The 16,330-nt window shown below is 35.8% G+C and carries 15 protein-coding genes; 11 read left to right on the top strand and 4 right to left on the bottom strand.

Going from position 1 to position 16,330, the window contains the following annotated elements:
• Positions 1-224: 224 nt before the first annotated feature.
• Together CIK00_RS03485 and CIK00_RS03480 are read left to right on the top strand one after the other, a co-directional pair.
• Positions 225-527: a ParE family toxin-like protein gene (locus tag CIK00_RS03485; RefSeq protein WP_101767546.1), complete on the top strand. Its 303-nt coding sequence runs from the start codon at positions 225-227 to the stop codon at positions 525-527.
• A gap of 19 nt (positions 528-546) precedes the next feature.
• Entirely contained in the window at positions 547-2,217 is a 1,671-nt protein-coding gene (locus tag CIK00_RS03480; protein ID WP_101767545.1) for a DUF6884 domain-containing protein, read from the top strand.
• Positions 2,218-2,262: 45 nt separating this feature from the next.
• Here CIK00_RS03480 and CIK00_RS03475 read toward each other — a convergent pair whose 3' ends face one another.
• Both CIK00_RS03475 and CIK00_RS03470 read right to left on the bottom strand, forming a co-directional pair.
• Positions 2,263-3,546, bottom strand: coding sequence for an L-cysteine desulfidase family protein (locus CIK00_RS03475; protein WP_101767544.1), 1,284 nt, complete (start codon positions 3,544-3,546; stop codon positions 2,263-2,265).
• Positions 3,547-3,555: 9 nt separating this feature from the next.
• Positions 3,556-3,930, bottom strand: coding sequence for a Rid family detoxifying hydrolase (locus CIK00_RS03470; protein ID WP_101767543.1), 375 nt, complete (start codon positions 3,928-3,930; stop codon positions 3,556-3,558).
• Positions 3,931-4,157: 227 nt separating this feature from the next.
• Here CIK00_RS03470 and CIK00_RS03465 point away from each other — a divergent pair, with 227 nt between their 5' ends.
• From CIK00_RS03465 to CIK00_RS03435, 7 genes are all read left to right on the top strand, one after another.
• Positions 4,158-4,892, top strand: a complete 735-nt coding sequence (locus tag CIK00_RS03465) for an AzlC family ABC transporter permease (RefSeq protein WP_101767542.1) — start codon at positions 4,158-4,160, stop codon at positions 4,890-4,892.
• Complete coding sequence (locus CIK00_RS03460; protein ID WP_101767541.1) at positions 4,892-5,218, top strand: AzlD domain-containing protein; 327 nt, start codon at positions 4,892-4,894, stop codon at positions 5,216-5,218. The genes CIK00_RS03465 and CIK00_RS03460 overlap by 1 nt, the downstream gene beginning before the upstream one ends.
• Before the next feature lie 167 nt (positions 5,219-5,385).
• Positions 5,386-6,009, top strand: a complete 624-nt coding sequence (locus tag CIK00_RS03455; RefSeq protein ID WP_167388503.1) for a WGR domain-containing protein — start codon at positions 5,386-5,388, stop codon at positions 6,007-6,009.
• Positions 6,010-6,081: 72 nt separating this feature from the next.
• Entirely contained in the window at positions 6,082-6,357 is a 276-nt protein-coding gene (locus tag CIK00_RS03450; RefSeq protein WP_101767539.1) for a hypothetical protein, read from the top strand.
• 8 nt (positions 6,358-6,365) lie between these two features.
• The gene (locus CIK00_RS03445) at positions 6,366-7,106 is read left to right on the top strand and encodes a hypothetical protein (protein WP_101767538.1); all 741 of its coding nucleotides are present in this window, start codon (positions 6,366-6,368) and stop codon (positions 7,104-7,106) included.
• Positions 7,107-7,231: 125 nt separating this feature from the next.
• Complete coding sequence (locus CIK00_RS03440; RefSeq protein WP_101767537.1) at positions 7,232-7,930, top strand: hypothetical protein; 699 nt, start codon at positions 7,232-7,234, stop codon at positions 7,928-7,930.
• 391 nt (positions 7,931-8,321) lie between these two features.
• Entirely contained in the window at positions 8,322-8,693 is a 372-nt protein-coding gene (locus tag CIK00_RS03435) for a hypothetical protein (protein ID WP_101767536.1), read from the top strand.
• 543 nt (positions 8,694-9,236) lie between these two features.
• Here CIK00_RS03435 and CIK00_RS03425 read toward each other — a convergent pair.
• The gene (locus CIK00_RS03425; protein ID WP_101767534.1) at positions 9,237-9,938 is read right to left on the bottom strand and encodes a hypothetical protein; all 702 of its coding nucleotides are present in this window, start codon (positions 9,936-9,938) and stop codon (positions 9,237-9,239) included.
• Between the two features lie 192 nt (positions 9,939-10,130).
• On the opposite strand from CIK00_RS03425, the gene CIK00_RS03420 reads away from it, so the two are divergent.
• On the top strand, positions 10,131-11,390 hold the full coding sequence (locus CIK00_RS03420) for a PD-(D/E)XK nuclease-like domain-containing protein (protein WP_101767533.1): 1,260 nt from the start codon (positions 10,131-10,133) through the stop codon (positions 11,388-11,390).
• Positions 11,391-11,964: 574 nt separating this feature from the next.
• Positions 11,965-14,376, top strand: coding sequence for an Ig-like domain-containing protein (locus CIK00_RS03415; protein WP_101767532.1), 2,412 nt, complete (start codon positions 11,965-11,967; stop codon positions 14,374-14,376).
• Positions 14,377-14,429: 53 nt separating this feature from the next.
• Here CIK00_RS03415 and CIK00_RS03410 read toward each other — a convergent pair whose 3' ends face one another.
• A complete protein-coding gene (locus tag CIK00_RS03410; protein ID WP_167388502.1) occupies positions 14,430-15,503 on the bottom strand; it encodes a RepB family plasmid replication initiator protein in 1,074 nt (357 codons plus the stop codon).
• Between the last annotated feature and the right edge of the window lie 827 nt (positions 15,504-16,330).

Raw genomic sequence — 16,330 nt, 5'->3', positions numbered from 1 at the left:
TTATTTATTCTCTCATGCATTTTTATACGCGCTAGTGGCGGGGCTTAATAAAGTAAACGCGTATTAGTTGTAATTTATCGTAAGGGAGTAACGATATTTGTTTTGGAGTATGTGATTTTAAATCGTGGTTGCAATACGACGTTAATCCCAAGCAGTAGCGCAGATAAATAACCATGTAAAACTAAGTTACGCGGTTAAAACGCATTAATAAGTAAGGCTAAATAATGGGACGTCAGATAAAAATAGATCAATGTAATTTTGAGCGAGCTTTTAAAAAAAGTTTAAAATCAATCACACAGCCAATTTCATTACGAGCGCAAGCCATCGCTGATGACATTAGATTTAATAAGGTAAATCCGAACAAATACGACGGCAAAAGGCTAAATATAAATCGTAATATCATTACAGTTAAAGTTGGTAATCGTCATCGTTTGTTAATGACTGAAACTAACAATGAAATAATTCCGTGGCAATGTTTAACTCATAAAAATTACAACAAAATGTATATGCGAATCAGCCATATTTAGTTTTTGAGAGGGAAGGAAAATGTCATCTATAGATTATGAAATCGGCAAACATAAACCATTGATTATTGTGCCATGTAGTAACAATAAAACAGCTAAACATTCATTAGCTATTGAAATGTATGATGGGAAAATAATCAATCAACTGAAACACTTGCATCAATTAGCAGATATCGCAGTATTGTCAGCGAAATACGGGTTAATCGATGCAAATGAAAAAATTGATACTTATAACGAGCGATTACACAAACGTAAAAGTAAGGGCGCTGAGGCGTTAACAGACGAGTTTGTAGCAAAACACATGGCATCATTTGAAAATTTGATGAGATCTTACGTTCATCACAAAGTTATGGGGAAACGTAAAATTCGTCGGACAGTATATGTTCTCCTTCCGTTCGATTATCTTAATGTGCTCGACGCTATGCTAAAAATAGCGCCTCAATCATTAACTAACTCTTTCGATTTTATTATATCTCGACAGCATCGAGGGATCGGTGATTTGATTGGTTACGCATCAAAACTAGAAAAAGAATTAAAGGCACCCCAAAATCCAACTCTATTTAGAAGTTGCGTTGCGAATCTTGATGAAGCTATTGGTTATATGATGTCGGGCCAAGATATGGGGATATCATTACATTACGTAAACGAGACGAAAAATTTATCAATATTTCAATATATTATTCAGGCTGCTGAAGCTGGTTATAAGATTTTTGTCGATACTGGTTTGATATCAGCTTTAAACAAAGGTTGCAAGATGACGTCATCTATAGAAATTTATGAGCATTATCAGCAAATACTCAAATTAGTTAGACCATCAGCTCGTAAAAACTTTTATTTTGTACTTAATGACAATCCAATGGATCATGAGAAACAACGAAATGAGCTGATCGCGCATCGTGCACAGATACGCAATATAGCCAAACATGCAAATGTTATTCTTCCTGTGCACCAATATGCTGTTGACGATATCGTTGATCATGCAACGAAGATGCTAGATTCATTAGGAATCAAGGATGTAATTTTAGGTATTCCAACACGAAGCATTAAAATGCCTGACGGTAAGCCCATCGCATTAACCAATAATAATATATTGAAATTACTTTCTGCGAAGAGGGGAAAAAACGATTATTTGTTTTCTCGCACCCATTGCCTCGGTATGAGCGAATGCAATCCTAAGTTTAACCACATGCATAACTTTCTTAAAATGTTTGGTGTAGAACAATATTTTGATGCTGTTCGCACCAGTAGCATCTTTACGTCAGGTCAAAAAGGCTACGTTAAAAAAGCCGACGTGCGCAGAGAAAGAATGATTACTCGTGTTGAAAAATCCGAATACTTCTTATCTCATATCGAAGATGATACTGATTTTCCGATTACTGAAATCGCTATTGAGATGATAAAGGACAATCCCTGTAACTTTGCTAAGACCTGGAATGAGCAATGTCAACGTATGATACAGAAACCGGAACCTTACAAAATAGCGGAATCAAATGATGAATGGGATGTCGAAAATAGTTTTTATTTCATTTTAGCTAACGCGAAAAATAAGGTAGGGGCTATTTTAAAGCGATTATTGTGGCTAAATTACACAAATATGGATGATTCAAGTGTTTCATCAACGGAAGTGCGTTCGGAAATTATCACTGAATTATTTTCAAGAGAGAGACGTGCGGTACAACTGAATATTTTTTAGCAAAACGAGCTCACTAAGCTTACTGGGCTCGTTTTTGTTCAAACATTAAGCTGACATTATATCAATAATTTCCGTATCTACGGCAGAGATGCCATTAGTAACTAGACGCCCGATATTTCTAATGCTTTGCTCAACATTTTTGGCAACGATACCTTGTTCACTGGCACACTGATCATGCATTGCTAACAAGAAAGCTGCACATGCAGAACAAGTTGCTGATTTAACTTTCATGGCACAAGTAGCTTTCGCTCCATCACAGATCATCCCTGCGACATCACTAATACAATTCTGAAGAGCTGAGCAAGATTGTTCAAACGTACCGCCAGCTAGATATACCATTGCCATTGAAGCTGCACCGCTAGTAACTGTATTACCACAGAAACCAGATAATGGCGGATAAAACGATTTGATATAAATTGCAGTCAAATGACTAATAATCAATGCTCGAGCTAAGTTCTCTTGATCTTGGTTATAGTAATTAGCAGTGATAACCACAGGGATTGTTGCGGCTATACCTTGATTACCTGAGCCAAAATTACTCATTGCGGGAAGAGTTGCACCACCCATACGAGCATCTGAAGCTGCAGAAGTTCGCATGATAATATCATTCATTAGATCATCAGTAATTATCCCTTCATTCATCGCGTCGGCTAATGTACGGCCAATTTCCAAGCCATAAGGATGTTCTAATCCGTGGTTAGATAAAGCGATATTGATATCAGCTGCGTCTAGAATGAATTTGATATTTTCAAATTTTTCCGTTGTTGCATATTCATAAATGTAAGCTAAGGAAATATCCACATCGTCGCAAACGGATCCAGTTGAAACTAACTTATTTTGTGGTTGCTCAAATACAACTACATCATCTAGAATTTTTTTAACGATTTGAGTATGCCCGCCCTGAAGCTCCACTTTTGCAACATGATTACCATCAGTCATTTCAATAAAACAATAGATAAATTCTTTTGTTTCTACGTTTCGCTTAACCGTAACCGAACCAGCATCAATTAGATTTTGTGCGCGATCGACATCAGACTGATTAATACCGGCAAGCACTTCAAGTCCATATTCAGGATTCCCATAGATAGCACCAGCTGCAGCTGCGATAGCTAAACCAATTTTACCTGTACCTGGGACAAACACCCCCATCGCATTTTTAAACAGATTTGAGCTAACTTCGACATGAATTCGAGTTGGTGCAGAGTGAAGCATTTCAGCCGCAACAGATGCAGCATAAGCCGCAGCGATAGGCTCGGTGCAACCAAGCGCAGGTTTTACAACGGTATTGATGATCTTTTTGTAGCTATTCCATTTAGTTTGATTTTTCATGACATTCTCCTACTTTCGGCAAGCAATTGCTTCTACTTCAATAAGCGCACCCAATGGCAAATCTTTTACAGCGAAACAAGATCGTGCCGGGCAGTCAGATTTAAAGAATGTTTTGTAAACTTCATTAAAAGCCGCAAAATCATTAATATCTGCTAAATAACACGTAGTTTTAACTACAGTAGTCATATCTGCATGTGCAGCTTTCAATACATACTGAAGATTGAGTAGTGATTGTTTTGATTGTTCGATAATACCACCACTAACAATTTTCCCTTCAGACACGGGTAATTGGCCAGAAGTAAAAATCATTGCACCGAAAGCATTCGCATGAGAATAAGGTCCGATAGCTTCTGGTGCTTGTTTTGCATTAATTACTCGTTTCATTTTTTCTTTCCGTCGAAATAATCGTAGTTAACTAACGATAAATTTGTTATTGCTCAATTGGTATATTAATACTTATGACAAATTGAGTATGTATTGTAATGATATATTTAGATATATGTAATAAAAGAGACATTGATCGTAAATGCCAACGTTTATTGTTGAAAGCGTAAGAATCCAGTAATAGCCTAAAAATAGAGAGAATAAAATAACGAGGAAATTATAATTTTATGAAAACAACTAAAGTAATGATATTGGGCGGATTGAAAGCGATAGGTCCATTATGCGTAGGTGCCTTTCCTTTTTCATTTATCGTCGGTGCACTTAGTGTTACAGCTGGAATGACAATTGCTCAAAGTACCATTTGGTCATTTACTGTTTTTGCTGGCTCGGCACAAATGGTTGCGATCGGACTCGTTCAGGCATCTGCAGGTATTGCTGTTATAGCATTCACTACATTCGTCATTAATCTTCGCCATTTATTATATTCGGCGTCCATGTCAGATCACATGAAAGAATATCCATTTTACGTACGAATGCTCATGAGTTACGGATTAACTGATGAGGTTTACGCTTCGACCATTAATCACATGAAAGAGGGGAAAAAATCTCGGCATATTTTTTACTTAGCAGCCATGTTTGGTTTTTGGCTAAATTGGGTAATTGCAGATCTTCTAGGCGCAGCAATCGGTTCATCATTTCCACAAATCGCAAATTATGGATTAGATTTTGCGATGATCGCTGCGTTTATTGCTATCGTAATTCCACAACTACACAATCGAGAATGTATTACTGCTGCAATTGTAGCAACAATATCTGGATTATTACTATCAGGCTTACCTTATTCACTAGGTCTTGTTATTGCTGCCATTCTCGGCGTGTTTGCGGGATATAGAATGGATGTTGCAACGGAGAAACAGGCATTGGTAAAGAATCACAATAATAACGAAGGGGCGGTTTTATAATGTCTAATTCATACTTTATTTTACTATGTGTAGCAATGATAATGGCTACTTATATTGTTCGACTATCCGTTATAGGTCTCGCTGGACGTTTTGAAATGTCTGAGAGATTCAAGAAAACACTTCGATTTGTCCCTGTTACTGTTCTTCCCGCAATTATAGCTGTTGAAATATTGGGGACTGCGCCACATCTTGCGTTCACTTTAGATAATCCAAAAGTTTTAGCAGCCATTGTTTGTACATTAGTGAGTCTAAAATTCGATCTTATTTGGGTTGTAATTAGCGGCATGGGATCATTAATGCTATTTAAAATATTACTTGGCGCCTAAACGTAAATCGTAATGCACAAGTGATGTGAATTATTGTTTGTGCATTACACCCCCACCAATTGTAATCCAACTACGACACTAGCCAAATTGGGCGAGGGTAGCGCGATTCGAAAACCGTGTGACAATAAATGCAGTTAATAATTAAACATTGCAATGGAGCAATAAAAATGTCTGCATTATCAAACGATTCAATTTTAATTGAAAAGATAGAAATGAATTTTCAAGATTCAGTTACAAATTCAGATAAATTCTATAACGTTTCTACTCTGCAAGATCAAGAATCAAATGAATACACTGTTTATCGCCATTATGGACGTGTCGGCTCAAATACTACACCTCAACCTATAATGACGACCGCATTCCCTCAAGATGCTGCAAGGGCTGTTCAAAAAGCGGTATCAGCTAAGCGTAAAAAAGGTTATGAGATCTCTAATCATTACAAGCATGAACGTGCGTATCTAATTGATAAATCGACTCAAGTTAATAAAGATACAGATTCAGGTAAAGGCGTTTATGTTGCAGATAAAAATAACCTTTGCTACTTGCTTTGTCGTAAACAAAAAAATGGTAACACTTATCTATCATGCTATGACCCACAAGGGATTGATTCACCTTGGCGTACTTGTGCCGTAGCTGTAGGCGACACATCATCGTGTGATGAAACATATTTCGCACAAGTATCAGTGTTAGATAAGTTATATGAGGGATTACAAACAGTTCTTATTGTCCGCTCTCTTGAAGATATCGAAGATGCTGGCGTTGAGGAAGAAGATTGTCAGCTAACGAAGTAAACATGCCGTGATAACTAAAATTTGTTCTCTACTTATTTAGTAGGGAACAATCAAGATACTAAGGAATTTAAAATGCAATCATCCAGCCATCAATTAAAAGTTAAAATTCCGCGTAATGCAGCGTACAAATTGTTGCGGAAAGTGGATATGAAAAATTTGGGGTGTAGCAACAACGAAGAACGTAGAGCAGCCGCAAAATTAGCTGCATTACCAGCCTCACGGATCGTTGATCAAATTCAACAGTATGCTGATTCTGTGGATCAACGAATTGAAATGACTCGACGCTGCCGAGTCGTTGGTTTGGATTTTTATTCAGACCTTGATAATCATGTTCAATTTAAATTATAGGTAAGCAAATGTCGTTAGAACCATTTAAATGTTATCGCTTTAATCATCAAAATGATAAAGCTCAATATTGCGATCTTGATTGTGTCGTTATTCCATTACAAATTGATAGTGATGCACTTACGCTTATTGAGGCAGGACTATTTAATCTTAGTTGGAGCGGTGTACCTATTGATACCATTGAAAATTTTCGACGTAATACACTTACATTTCCATCTTGCACAGCAGCGTTAGGTAACGCTTCGCTATCTAACGCTGTAAAGTTAGCTGAAAAATTAGTGCATTTAACTAATAATGAACTTAAAGCGTATTTAACACGCAACGTTGAAGAAATTGATCGGATTTATTATGCCGTTCACGAAATTAGCCCTACCGAATGGCAATTAGTTCTAGCTGCTTATGTCCCCAATCCATTAAAGCTAGCAACTATCATCGAAAGTCGCAAGGATGCTAGCTGTGAGGATGAGTATATATTGGCTGAAGTTAATATTATAGCCTCGGTGACTAAAGATAAATTTCAAGAACTGAAATCAAACGAGATTAATAAAGTTAATAGCAAATTACACAAGATGGGGTTCAACTATAACGTTGATAGTGACGCAACCACACCAAACTTGTGCTTTTATCTTGCCGTTTACCCACACGAGTTAAAATCTGCACTTAGTGTAATACGTTACTTACTTACCACATTTAATATTCGCAATGATATTGATATTAATACCGGCTATTTAACCGTTCACTACAGCATCTAACAAATTAGGTATTTGCCTTACAATAAAATTATCCAATGTATGTCCAATGTATATTGGAGGCACTAGCGCATACGGGAGTTAATGCCAAAATATTTGTACAAGTCATAATTGATTAGTGATTACTAATGGAAAATTTTAAAGTAAAAAAACAAGTTTTAAGTGAAGATGGATGTGAAAAGGAATTAAGCATCATTGCTCTACCGTTTAGTTTAACAACGGATCAATCTCGTCAATTAGTAAAAAATGTACCTGTAATGCTTAATAAAAATCAACGTCAGCAAATAGAGGCGTTTCGATTTAATAAAGTTAATTTCAAAACAGGTATGCGATGTCTCGGAGCGTGCTGTACTGATTATTTCTGTTCTATTGTCATTAATAGCGGTTCCGACGAAACGATCTATCAAGGGATGGTTGATGGTTGTCATCAGCATGGTAACGTATATACAATTATTAAAAATAGTGACAACTCTCATCAGATATTACTAGCGGCCAAAACAATCAGCCCTTTAGCCCTTCAGAAATATTACCTTGACGTTTTCATTGATAAAAATATTAACGTTATTTTTAACCTTAACATTGAAAATTTACCCCTCGCTCGTCGTCAATCAGTTATGTCGTCGGCTATAACAGCATTATTTTCGATGGCGAAGAGTGAGTTAACTGATTATTTAACAATGGACGTTTATTCATCCTCTGTAGTAACTATAGTTAAACCGTCAAAATTGGCTATTATTCTTCCTGCAATATCTAAAGTGATAACACAATTTAATATCAAATATGATTATCCTTTAACGGATGTTAAATTGAGTGTTATATATTCATGAACAATTGTCATTAAAAACGTAAGATTTAGGTGGTAAAGGTTTTGGATATTTGCAAAATATGCTGTAGTGAGTTGTTGTGTGATATTAAAGAGTGTAAAAATGGTTTTTTAGCTAATTATACTTGTTGTAACTGCCATACATCATACGAAAGATTCTATCAGTTCGTTATTAGTGTTAAAAAATTAAATGGGGATGACAGCTTTGTTGTCAGTAGCATGAACAAGTGTCCAGACTGTAACTCGTTTGTTCATGCCGCATATTTTGATGAATTAAGAGTTGGACCATTGCTATCAACACAATGTATTTACTGTTGTAAGTGCCAAACTATTTGGCAACAGCAATTCAAATATATTGCATTTTCACTGCATTTTTAGAAGGATAAATACTAATTATGTTTTACTTAACAAGTTCTGGCGATATTTTGCGCCAAAAAAACGACATTTTCGTATCCGTTATTGATAATGTAACGTTTACATCATATGAATCAACATCTGGCATTCGCCTGCCGCTTGATAAAGGATTACCAATCTCCGGTTTTTTAGTTGATCAACTAAAACCCGCAACGGGTATCCTTACGATAGACCATATACATAACTTATCTTGGTTAACTAATGGGCAATGGGAATTAGCTAACGACCTCATTTATCTTGAAGATGCAGTTAGTATAAGAAAAGAATTTTTTGATACTAGCCATGGAACAAAACCAAGTAACTTTTGTGTAGCTAATGCATTGAGTTTATTTGAAGTGAACCAATCATGTTGAAATTAGATTTTAATTGGGCACCTGGGACTATTATAGCCTTCATTACCGCCATTTTAATGCCTATGTACACGATTTCGATACCAATACTTTCGAAAATCAGCATTTATGCTGTTAATGCTGCAACCATCACTACGCTTGCTTTATTTTCAGCTCTCACCATTTTATCTGGCAATAAAGCGAATCATTTTTATGATGATACTGAGGCACGATCAACATACAACACGCTAAAGCGAATAAACTTAATATCCTTAGTATTATTTATTATATTCATTACTGGCGTGTTCACACAGGTCATTCTTGCTGAGGAATTAAGAATATATCCTCCACATTGGGATTTTATCTTAAATCATACGGGGTTATGCACATACTACATCGTATTGTTTCCTAAAATCTTACCTCCTTTGACGTTGATAATATTTATCGTGTCGTGCTTTTGGCCTTTAACCACTGTGTTTTTCAAGTCAAAATCGTAATCTGAATACAACAAAAAATCCAATCAAACCGAATGCACTGTTGTTTGATTGGATTTTTTTCGTTTGTAAATTAACCTTCTTTTTCCACGTTTTGATACCAATCCAGATAACATCGCCCATAGCGAGATGCAGGTTCAGATGTTAATCGATAAGGGTTGTAAACTTTCATACCCGTAATGTTATCAATAAAATAATCGTATGATTTAGTTCCTACGACAATGTTATGCTCAATACGTTTCTTCTCTAGCAGATCCATTGTTGGGGAGTAATAATTCTCTCCAAAATCACCAATAATTGTCTTGTAAAGAATGGTTAATTGTTTATTGATCGGCAACTCATAGAACCAACTGCCAATATATGTTACATCAGCAAAATGCGCACAATTATAAGATTTATTAAGTACCCGCGCATCCTCAAACGCTTTCTCTAGCGTGAGTGCTTCAGTAGTAAGCTCAATAGACTTATTGACAACAAGAGTTATAACAAAAGAACTTACACCTTTGCGGGAAATGGTGATAATAGGGAATTTTTCACACACCACATCCAGAACTTTTAGTAATGATGTTCTGTATCGGGTACAAATATCATTAGCTTTTTCTATATCTGCTGCTATTTTTTTTCGGAATGTATCATTAAAAACCAATGTTAAAAATTGATCGTCAATAATTGATTTTTCTATTACTTGGTATTGTTTATTGTATTGTAGCCACTTCAAAACTGAATATGGTGAATTACCTGTTAGTGATAAGTAACGTTTTTTTTCTGTATTCATAACCTGAACATTCAATGATAAAAATAATAACAATTAATAGTAACGCTATTTTTTGAACGTGCAAGTTCTTACTTGGTTGTAAGTGCATTACTTTAAATGATGTTATCCAAAAACTTATCAGCCACTAGCGCATATTAGAACTCATGTGATAATAAATACACAGGTTAATTGATTGAATTTTAGGGGTTTATTATGTTTTCAATGGGTAGTTTATTTGTCGATGTTATGGATAGTAACTGGAACCCTGAAAAGGGAATGATAGAAAAAATCCAAAAAAATATGCCGAAGATCGTTAAAGTAAAAGGTGTTGAAGTAACTAATAAATCGGCATCCACCATCACTCCCGTTGTGAACTCTAAATCACAGGAATTAACAATTAAATCAGGTCTAATTTCAGCAAAAAGAGCTGATATTGATGATATAAACGCTAAAGCAAATTTTACCGTCAAAGCGGGCTATGACGATCAAGGTAAGCCGAACTTTCTTGATGCTAATGGCGATTTAATTGCGGGTATATATACTGACATTCCTAACGATGTTTATCATTCACTGCCAGCATTTAGCTCTAGTATGATAAAAAAATTCTTAACTTCTCCCGCGCACTATTATAGACATTACATCGATCCTGTTAATCGAAAACGAACATCAAAAGCGATGGAATACACCTTGGATGCGGGTACTTATGCTCATGAGTTAATCTTAGAACCAAATGGTTTTTATGACCGTTATTTCCGCGAACTATCACAAGCAGAAAATCCAAATCTATTATCTTCAAGCGAGGATATTAAATCTCTTTGTAAAGAGAATGGGCTTAAATTATCAGGAACTAAAGCCGTTCTTATCGAACGCCTAATTGAACATGATCCTTGTCTCGGTGAGTTTATATTCGATGTAATGCAGCAACGACATTTAGAGGCAAATCAAGGAAAAACAGGCATTGATGCTGTCGTCTGGGATGATGCACATCGAGCATGTAAAACTGTACGTAATAATGAGTGGGCAGATACTTTACTATCAGACGGTATATCAGAACTATCTGTTATAGCTCTTTGTCCTGAGACTGGGCGCTGGCTAAAAGTGCGTTTCGACTGGTTATCTTACGATGGCGTACCTGTAGACTTAAAAACCTCTCGCTCGGCTAATCCATTAAAAGTTATTTATTATTTTGCTGACTTAAAATATGACATACAGGCGTACATGTATAGCTATGTTGGTCGGTTGGCTGGCATTCCAATTCCCCGATATACATTTCCGTTTGTGTGCGTAGAGTTTATTGATGCCGATATATGCGAGGTTTTCGAGTTATCACATGATGATTTTCGTATCGCAGGAAAAAACTATCATCACGCAATAAACGAATTAATGGAATGTTTAGAAACGAATGATTGGTATGGTTACACCGATGAAATTGGCTCAACTAGAATAACCCTATCTAAAAGGGGTAGAGTTTAACAAATAGTTAATATGTTTAAATTAACTAATCAATTTCACATAAAAAGCTAATAAAGTGACAAATAATAGACTTTATTAGTTTTTTTTGTGTTTTTTTTTCATCCAGTGTCGAACTCGGGCAGATTTTAAGACCTCTATTATTAATGGATATTTTTACTATCTGAAATCGTAGTTAACATACTAAGGTCAACTTACAAGCTGTTGAAGCCATTCATGCTAAATAACAGAATTAATTAATTATTTGCATTAATAATGCCTTTTTAAGTTGATTTTTACAATGCAAAAATTTGCGTTGCTTTTTGATGCTGCTTAACAAACTGATTAATAAAAATTATATTTTCTAACTCGGGCAGGTTTGAAGATTACGAACTCAAAAAAAGTTGCAATAAACGATAGTAATAGCGTGAGTTATTGCTATCGTTTATTGTTTATTCCCATATGCCAATATTAACAATATCCCCGTAGTCACCTTACGATAATTTCAATAAGCGGTGGCATTTAAGCCTCATTACCACAATTTAAATATATAAATATTAGTTACAATAACGCTAAATATTAAAATCGTGGTAAATAGATGATGATTAACAAGAAAAAACTTGGAATATTGATAGCGTTATTAATTAGTTCGACAGCAGTAAACGCTGAAGTGATCTCTATCGGTTACACTGATCAACAAGGCGAACATAAAGAAGCTGCCTTATCTCAAAAATTCTTCAACCCTAATGGCGATGTAACCATTACGATGAGTGCAGGATTAGATCGTCGTATGCGCATGACAATAAAAGACGCGGGTGATCTTACTATTGCGACTAAAACCAGTCACGTCATCAATACTCATGACCGACTTACAGTAAATAACCAAACATTTTATGGCGTGCAATTTACTGTAAGTAACAAACTGCAGTCAGGTGAATACTCTATAATTAGTGAAACTCTTGATTTGAAAGGGACGTTAATTAGCACTACAACCGACAAAATTACAATCGATCTAACTCCGCCAAAAGTTGGTCCTATCGTCGCGCAATCATACGGGGGCCTCGGCGGAAAAGATGTTCCTCCTAATGTTTGGTATACCGGTTATTGGGAGGATAATAAATATCGGGCGACAGAAATCTCAGATGAACTCTCTGGGATTAGTGAGATATTTGCCATTGTTAAGCGCGAAGATGGCTCCGTATACAAGCGATCAAAAGTTAATTATGACAGCCAAGGCAAAATGGCATCGATTGGTAATGGTAGCGGTTGGTTCCCGTCTAATAACGCAACTGAAATATACACATTACAGTTTGAAGTGCATGATAATGCCGGTAATACCGAGTATTCACTCGCGCAAAAAATGTATTACGACAACGTAAATGGCAGTGCGTCATTGGTGGCTATATATAATCCAAACTCAGATCAATCGATTGGTGGAGTCAAAGGCTTTGAAACGTACAAGCCTGGTATGAAGGTCTTCACTAATCCCGTCAAAACAATGTATCAAGTGCCTTATGATAACTTTCACACTCATGCGAGGGGTGGATTAATTCCCAAAGGTCATTCTCAGATCATTGATAATGATAAAGGGGAACCAGTATATGTGATTTATACCGATCCTTATGGATTTACTGACGGCAACTACGTATCAATGCATGATAAAAGGCAGTATGGCGGCATATACATTAATGGTTACAATCTTAAACTAGCAGAAGACGTCGTAAAACAACCTGTTCGTCTTGGCAATAGTTATGAATATTCAGATATAGGCTGGTCGTCATGGAGTCGTCACATTAATGTCAATGAGATGCCCGTTAAGATCTTGGCATCAAAAATTATTGCTCAATCACGTCCATATGAACAATTTTTCGAACATATGGGTAATTGCACTATCCCTGCAGGAGAAACTTCTTGTGTTATTACCTATGATCCACCAAAAGAAATCAACAAGGGAACAATAGGTAATTGGCACTATGGTTCCACTCTAAAAAATAAGGACGGCTCACTGTTCTCACAACCAGGATGGGCGAGTGTTCATTGGAATAACTCGGCACTACCAATAATTACGTCAACTGAATGGGAGCCATCAACTAAGATAGTAACCGTTTTAGCTAATCAACCAAGCCGAGGCTATTATTTTGACTCCGTTCGTATTACTGACGCTTATCTCAATAGCAACGGTAAAAAATTAAATGTGCCTCGTACAAAATGGGAGGAAAATTCAGATAATTACAAATTCGCATTCGATTTATCAAAACTGCCTGATGGCGTATATGATATTGATGCTGTCATAATGGAGGCACACCGAAACTTTACAACAAAAAATGTAGCAAAATTCACTAATGATGCTGAGGCACCACAAATAACTATTGATTACAACGGCCAACCCGTTAAAGGGATGGTTCATGGCATTAATGGATTAACTGTAAATATTGCAGATATGTCTGAATCACGGATTTTAGATATCACTCTGAAAGGTGGACCATCGAAAGATAACATTTATCTTGCTTATCGTAATATCGATAAAAATAAAATTAAAATTGAGCAGCCTCGTATTTTCCCTGCGATGATTGAGTCTCAACAGTACACATTAACAGTTCGTGCAAAAGACGCATTCGGTAACATCGGAACATCTAGCGTTACATTTATGTATACGCCTGATAACTGGATTAAATTAAAAGCTGTTACTGCATTACCTATCTCCCGAAAATTGTTACTAAAGAACGACAAACCCGCAGCCGTAATCACATCTTCCGTGTTGCATACTGACTCAGGAAACATAGCTACAGGTCCTCAAGAGGGCATAGTTACTGTCCGTAGTGATGCCAGTTTTGGTGTGATTATTAATGAACAACATGTAGGACCGGGTGAAACTGAGCATATTGGTTTTAATCTGCAAGGGGATAGCGGTAAATTAGAGCTCCCAATTTATCCCGATAGCGATGTTAAGGATGGTCACGCAGAGTTTATGTTTGATGTTCAGCAACTTCGATCTCTCTACGATAAATAACAAACAAGCCTGTTTAGTCAAACAAACTAAACAGGCTCGTTTTTGCTGCAACATTAAATATGACCTTTTGACGACAAAAAATTATACTCTTGTTCACTAAGCACTTTTTTTGCAATATTCATATATTTAAGATCAGGCAGTAATCCTGTAACAAATTTATGAGCATGAATAAAATGTGTAAACCATGAAGGTTTTGGTAGCTCTAATTTTGCACCATTACTAATAATAGCGTTTAGATAATCTTTACTAGCAAGGATAAAACATTCTGTTTGCATTGACTCATAAAGCGGCATTTGTAGTGATGCCGTTTTAGTTTCAATATAATCGTTATCGCATAACGATTTCTTGCTTTTGTTCCGACGCTTCTTACTCCAGTAAAAAGTTATAGATTCTAATACTATTTTTCTCCCTTCTCGACGGGTATGTTCTTCAAATCTAACGTCTATATCCGTTTTATCTGTAATTTCTTTTGTTGCTACTCGTAAAAAACGTTTACGAAAATCAGTAATAACTCGCAAGGATGCCGGCAATTGATAGCGATCCATTATCCACTCATAACTAAAAGTGACTGATTGTTCGTTTCGTTTCATTCTGTTATGCCATTGCATAATGCTTTCATACAATCGCATTGAGATAACACGATCTAAACTAGCCACATCTCGCAAATAGTAGCCAGTAAACTGATGTGTGGCCAACATAAAATCGGCTACTTCTGCGTTTATTGATAATAACGTTAGACCCAATTTTGGTCGCGTTCCTCGTTTGACTGTCCAACTTAATCCATCAAGTGCAATATCGTCTTCGCTATCACCATCACCATTTTCTTCTGGAAGATAAAAAATAACTTCGCGTGTATTTAAGAGCCGAGACGCTTCATTTATATCACGCGCAACATTATTGCCGCCGCCAAAAAGCCGATGATAATAGCCATGGTGAATTTCAATGTCATAACGGCCACGGACTTCTGGAATATTATTTGTCGTTAAGATCTCTACAACGATATAAATCAATCGTTTTTCATTGCGCGTTAATGTATATGCGGCCGTAGTTAATGCATTTGATTGTTTCAAAAAACAGTTACTACCTGTATCTGCAATCGCAACTTCATCGCATTCAATTTTTGACATTAATAAATCCAACTCAGGCAAGAAATAAAACGATTTGCCTGAGTTTATATTCATTTTTCATTCACAACAACTAATTTTAAAGTTGTAAGTCTAATAATTAATTATTGCTTGTTTTTATTTCAACAATAACCATTAAAATTGAAATTGATAACATGTATATAATGTGTACATAAGCGTTGTATAACCTGTTACTTAATACAGCTCATAGTCTTCAAACCTGCCCGAGTTAGTCTTCAAACCTGCCCGAGAAGTCACCTTTCAGCCCTTTAAATTCAATAACTTAACTAACCCAATAAAAGATCTTAAACAAAGGTCTTAAACAAAAGGCATTAAAAGATTTAATTATTTAAACTCACTCCAAATCTTCGATTTTTCTTGAGTTCAAACAATTTAAATGGGCAATTGTTATTATTTTGTTTTATTTGTTTTGATTATGAAAAATACACAACAGCAAAAGACAACCTGAACTATAATTTTAAGTTCAATACCTAAGTTTTACATCATATTATGTGTTTCTTGATGCCTGTAAGCTGCATAGCTGGCTTATCTATAATTTAATGATAAATGCTAAAGGCTATGACAGTTGATCGCCTAAGAATGCGAATTAGAAAAATATATCTTTAAAAAATCAAGCGGAGCGAGAGATAAAAACGCAGTCGTAAAATACGTATAAAGGAGGGGATAATTTGGTACTTTAAAATTAATATCATTTTATGCTGATTTATTGAATATTAATTCATATTTAACAATCAGCGTTATTATTTATTTTTTCTGGGGAAAGCATTTACAGGCGATTACATAAATATAATTTGCACTCGTTCAAGATA

The organism is Photobacterium carnosum, assembly GCF_002849605.1.
In the GTDB taxonomy this organism is placed as follows: Bacteria; Pseudomonadota; Gammaproteobacteria; order Enterobacterales; family Vibrionaceae; genus Photobacterium; species Photobacterium carnosum.
The sequence above is the reverse complement of the archived record's forward strand: the minus strand, read 5'-3'. Positions and strand labels throughout refer to the sequence as shown.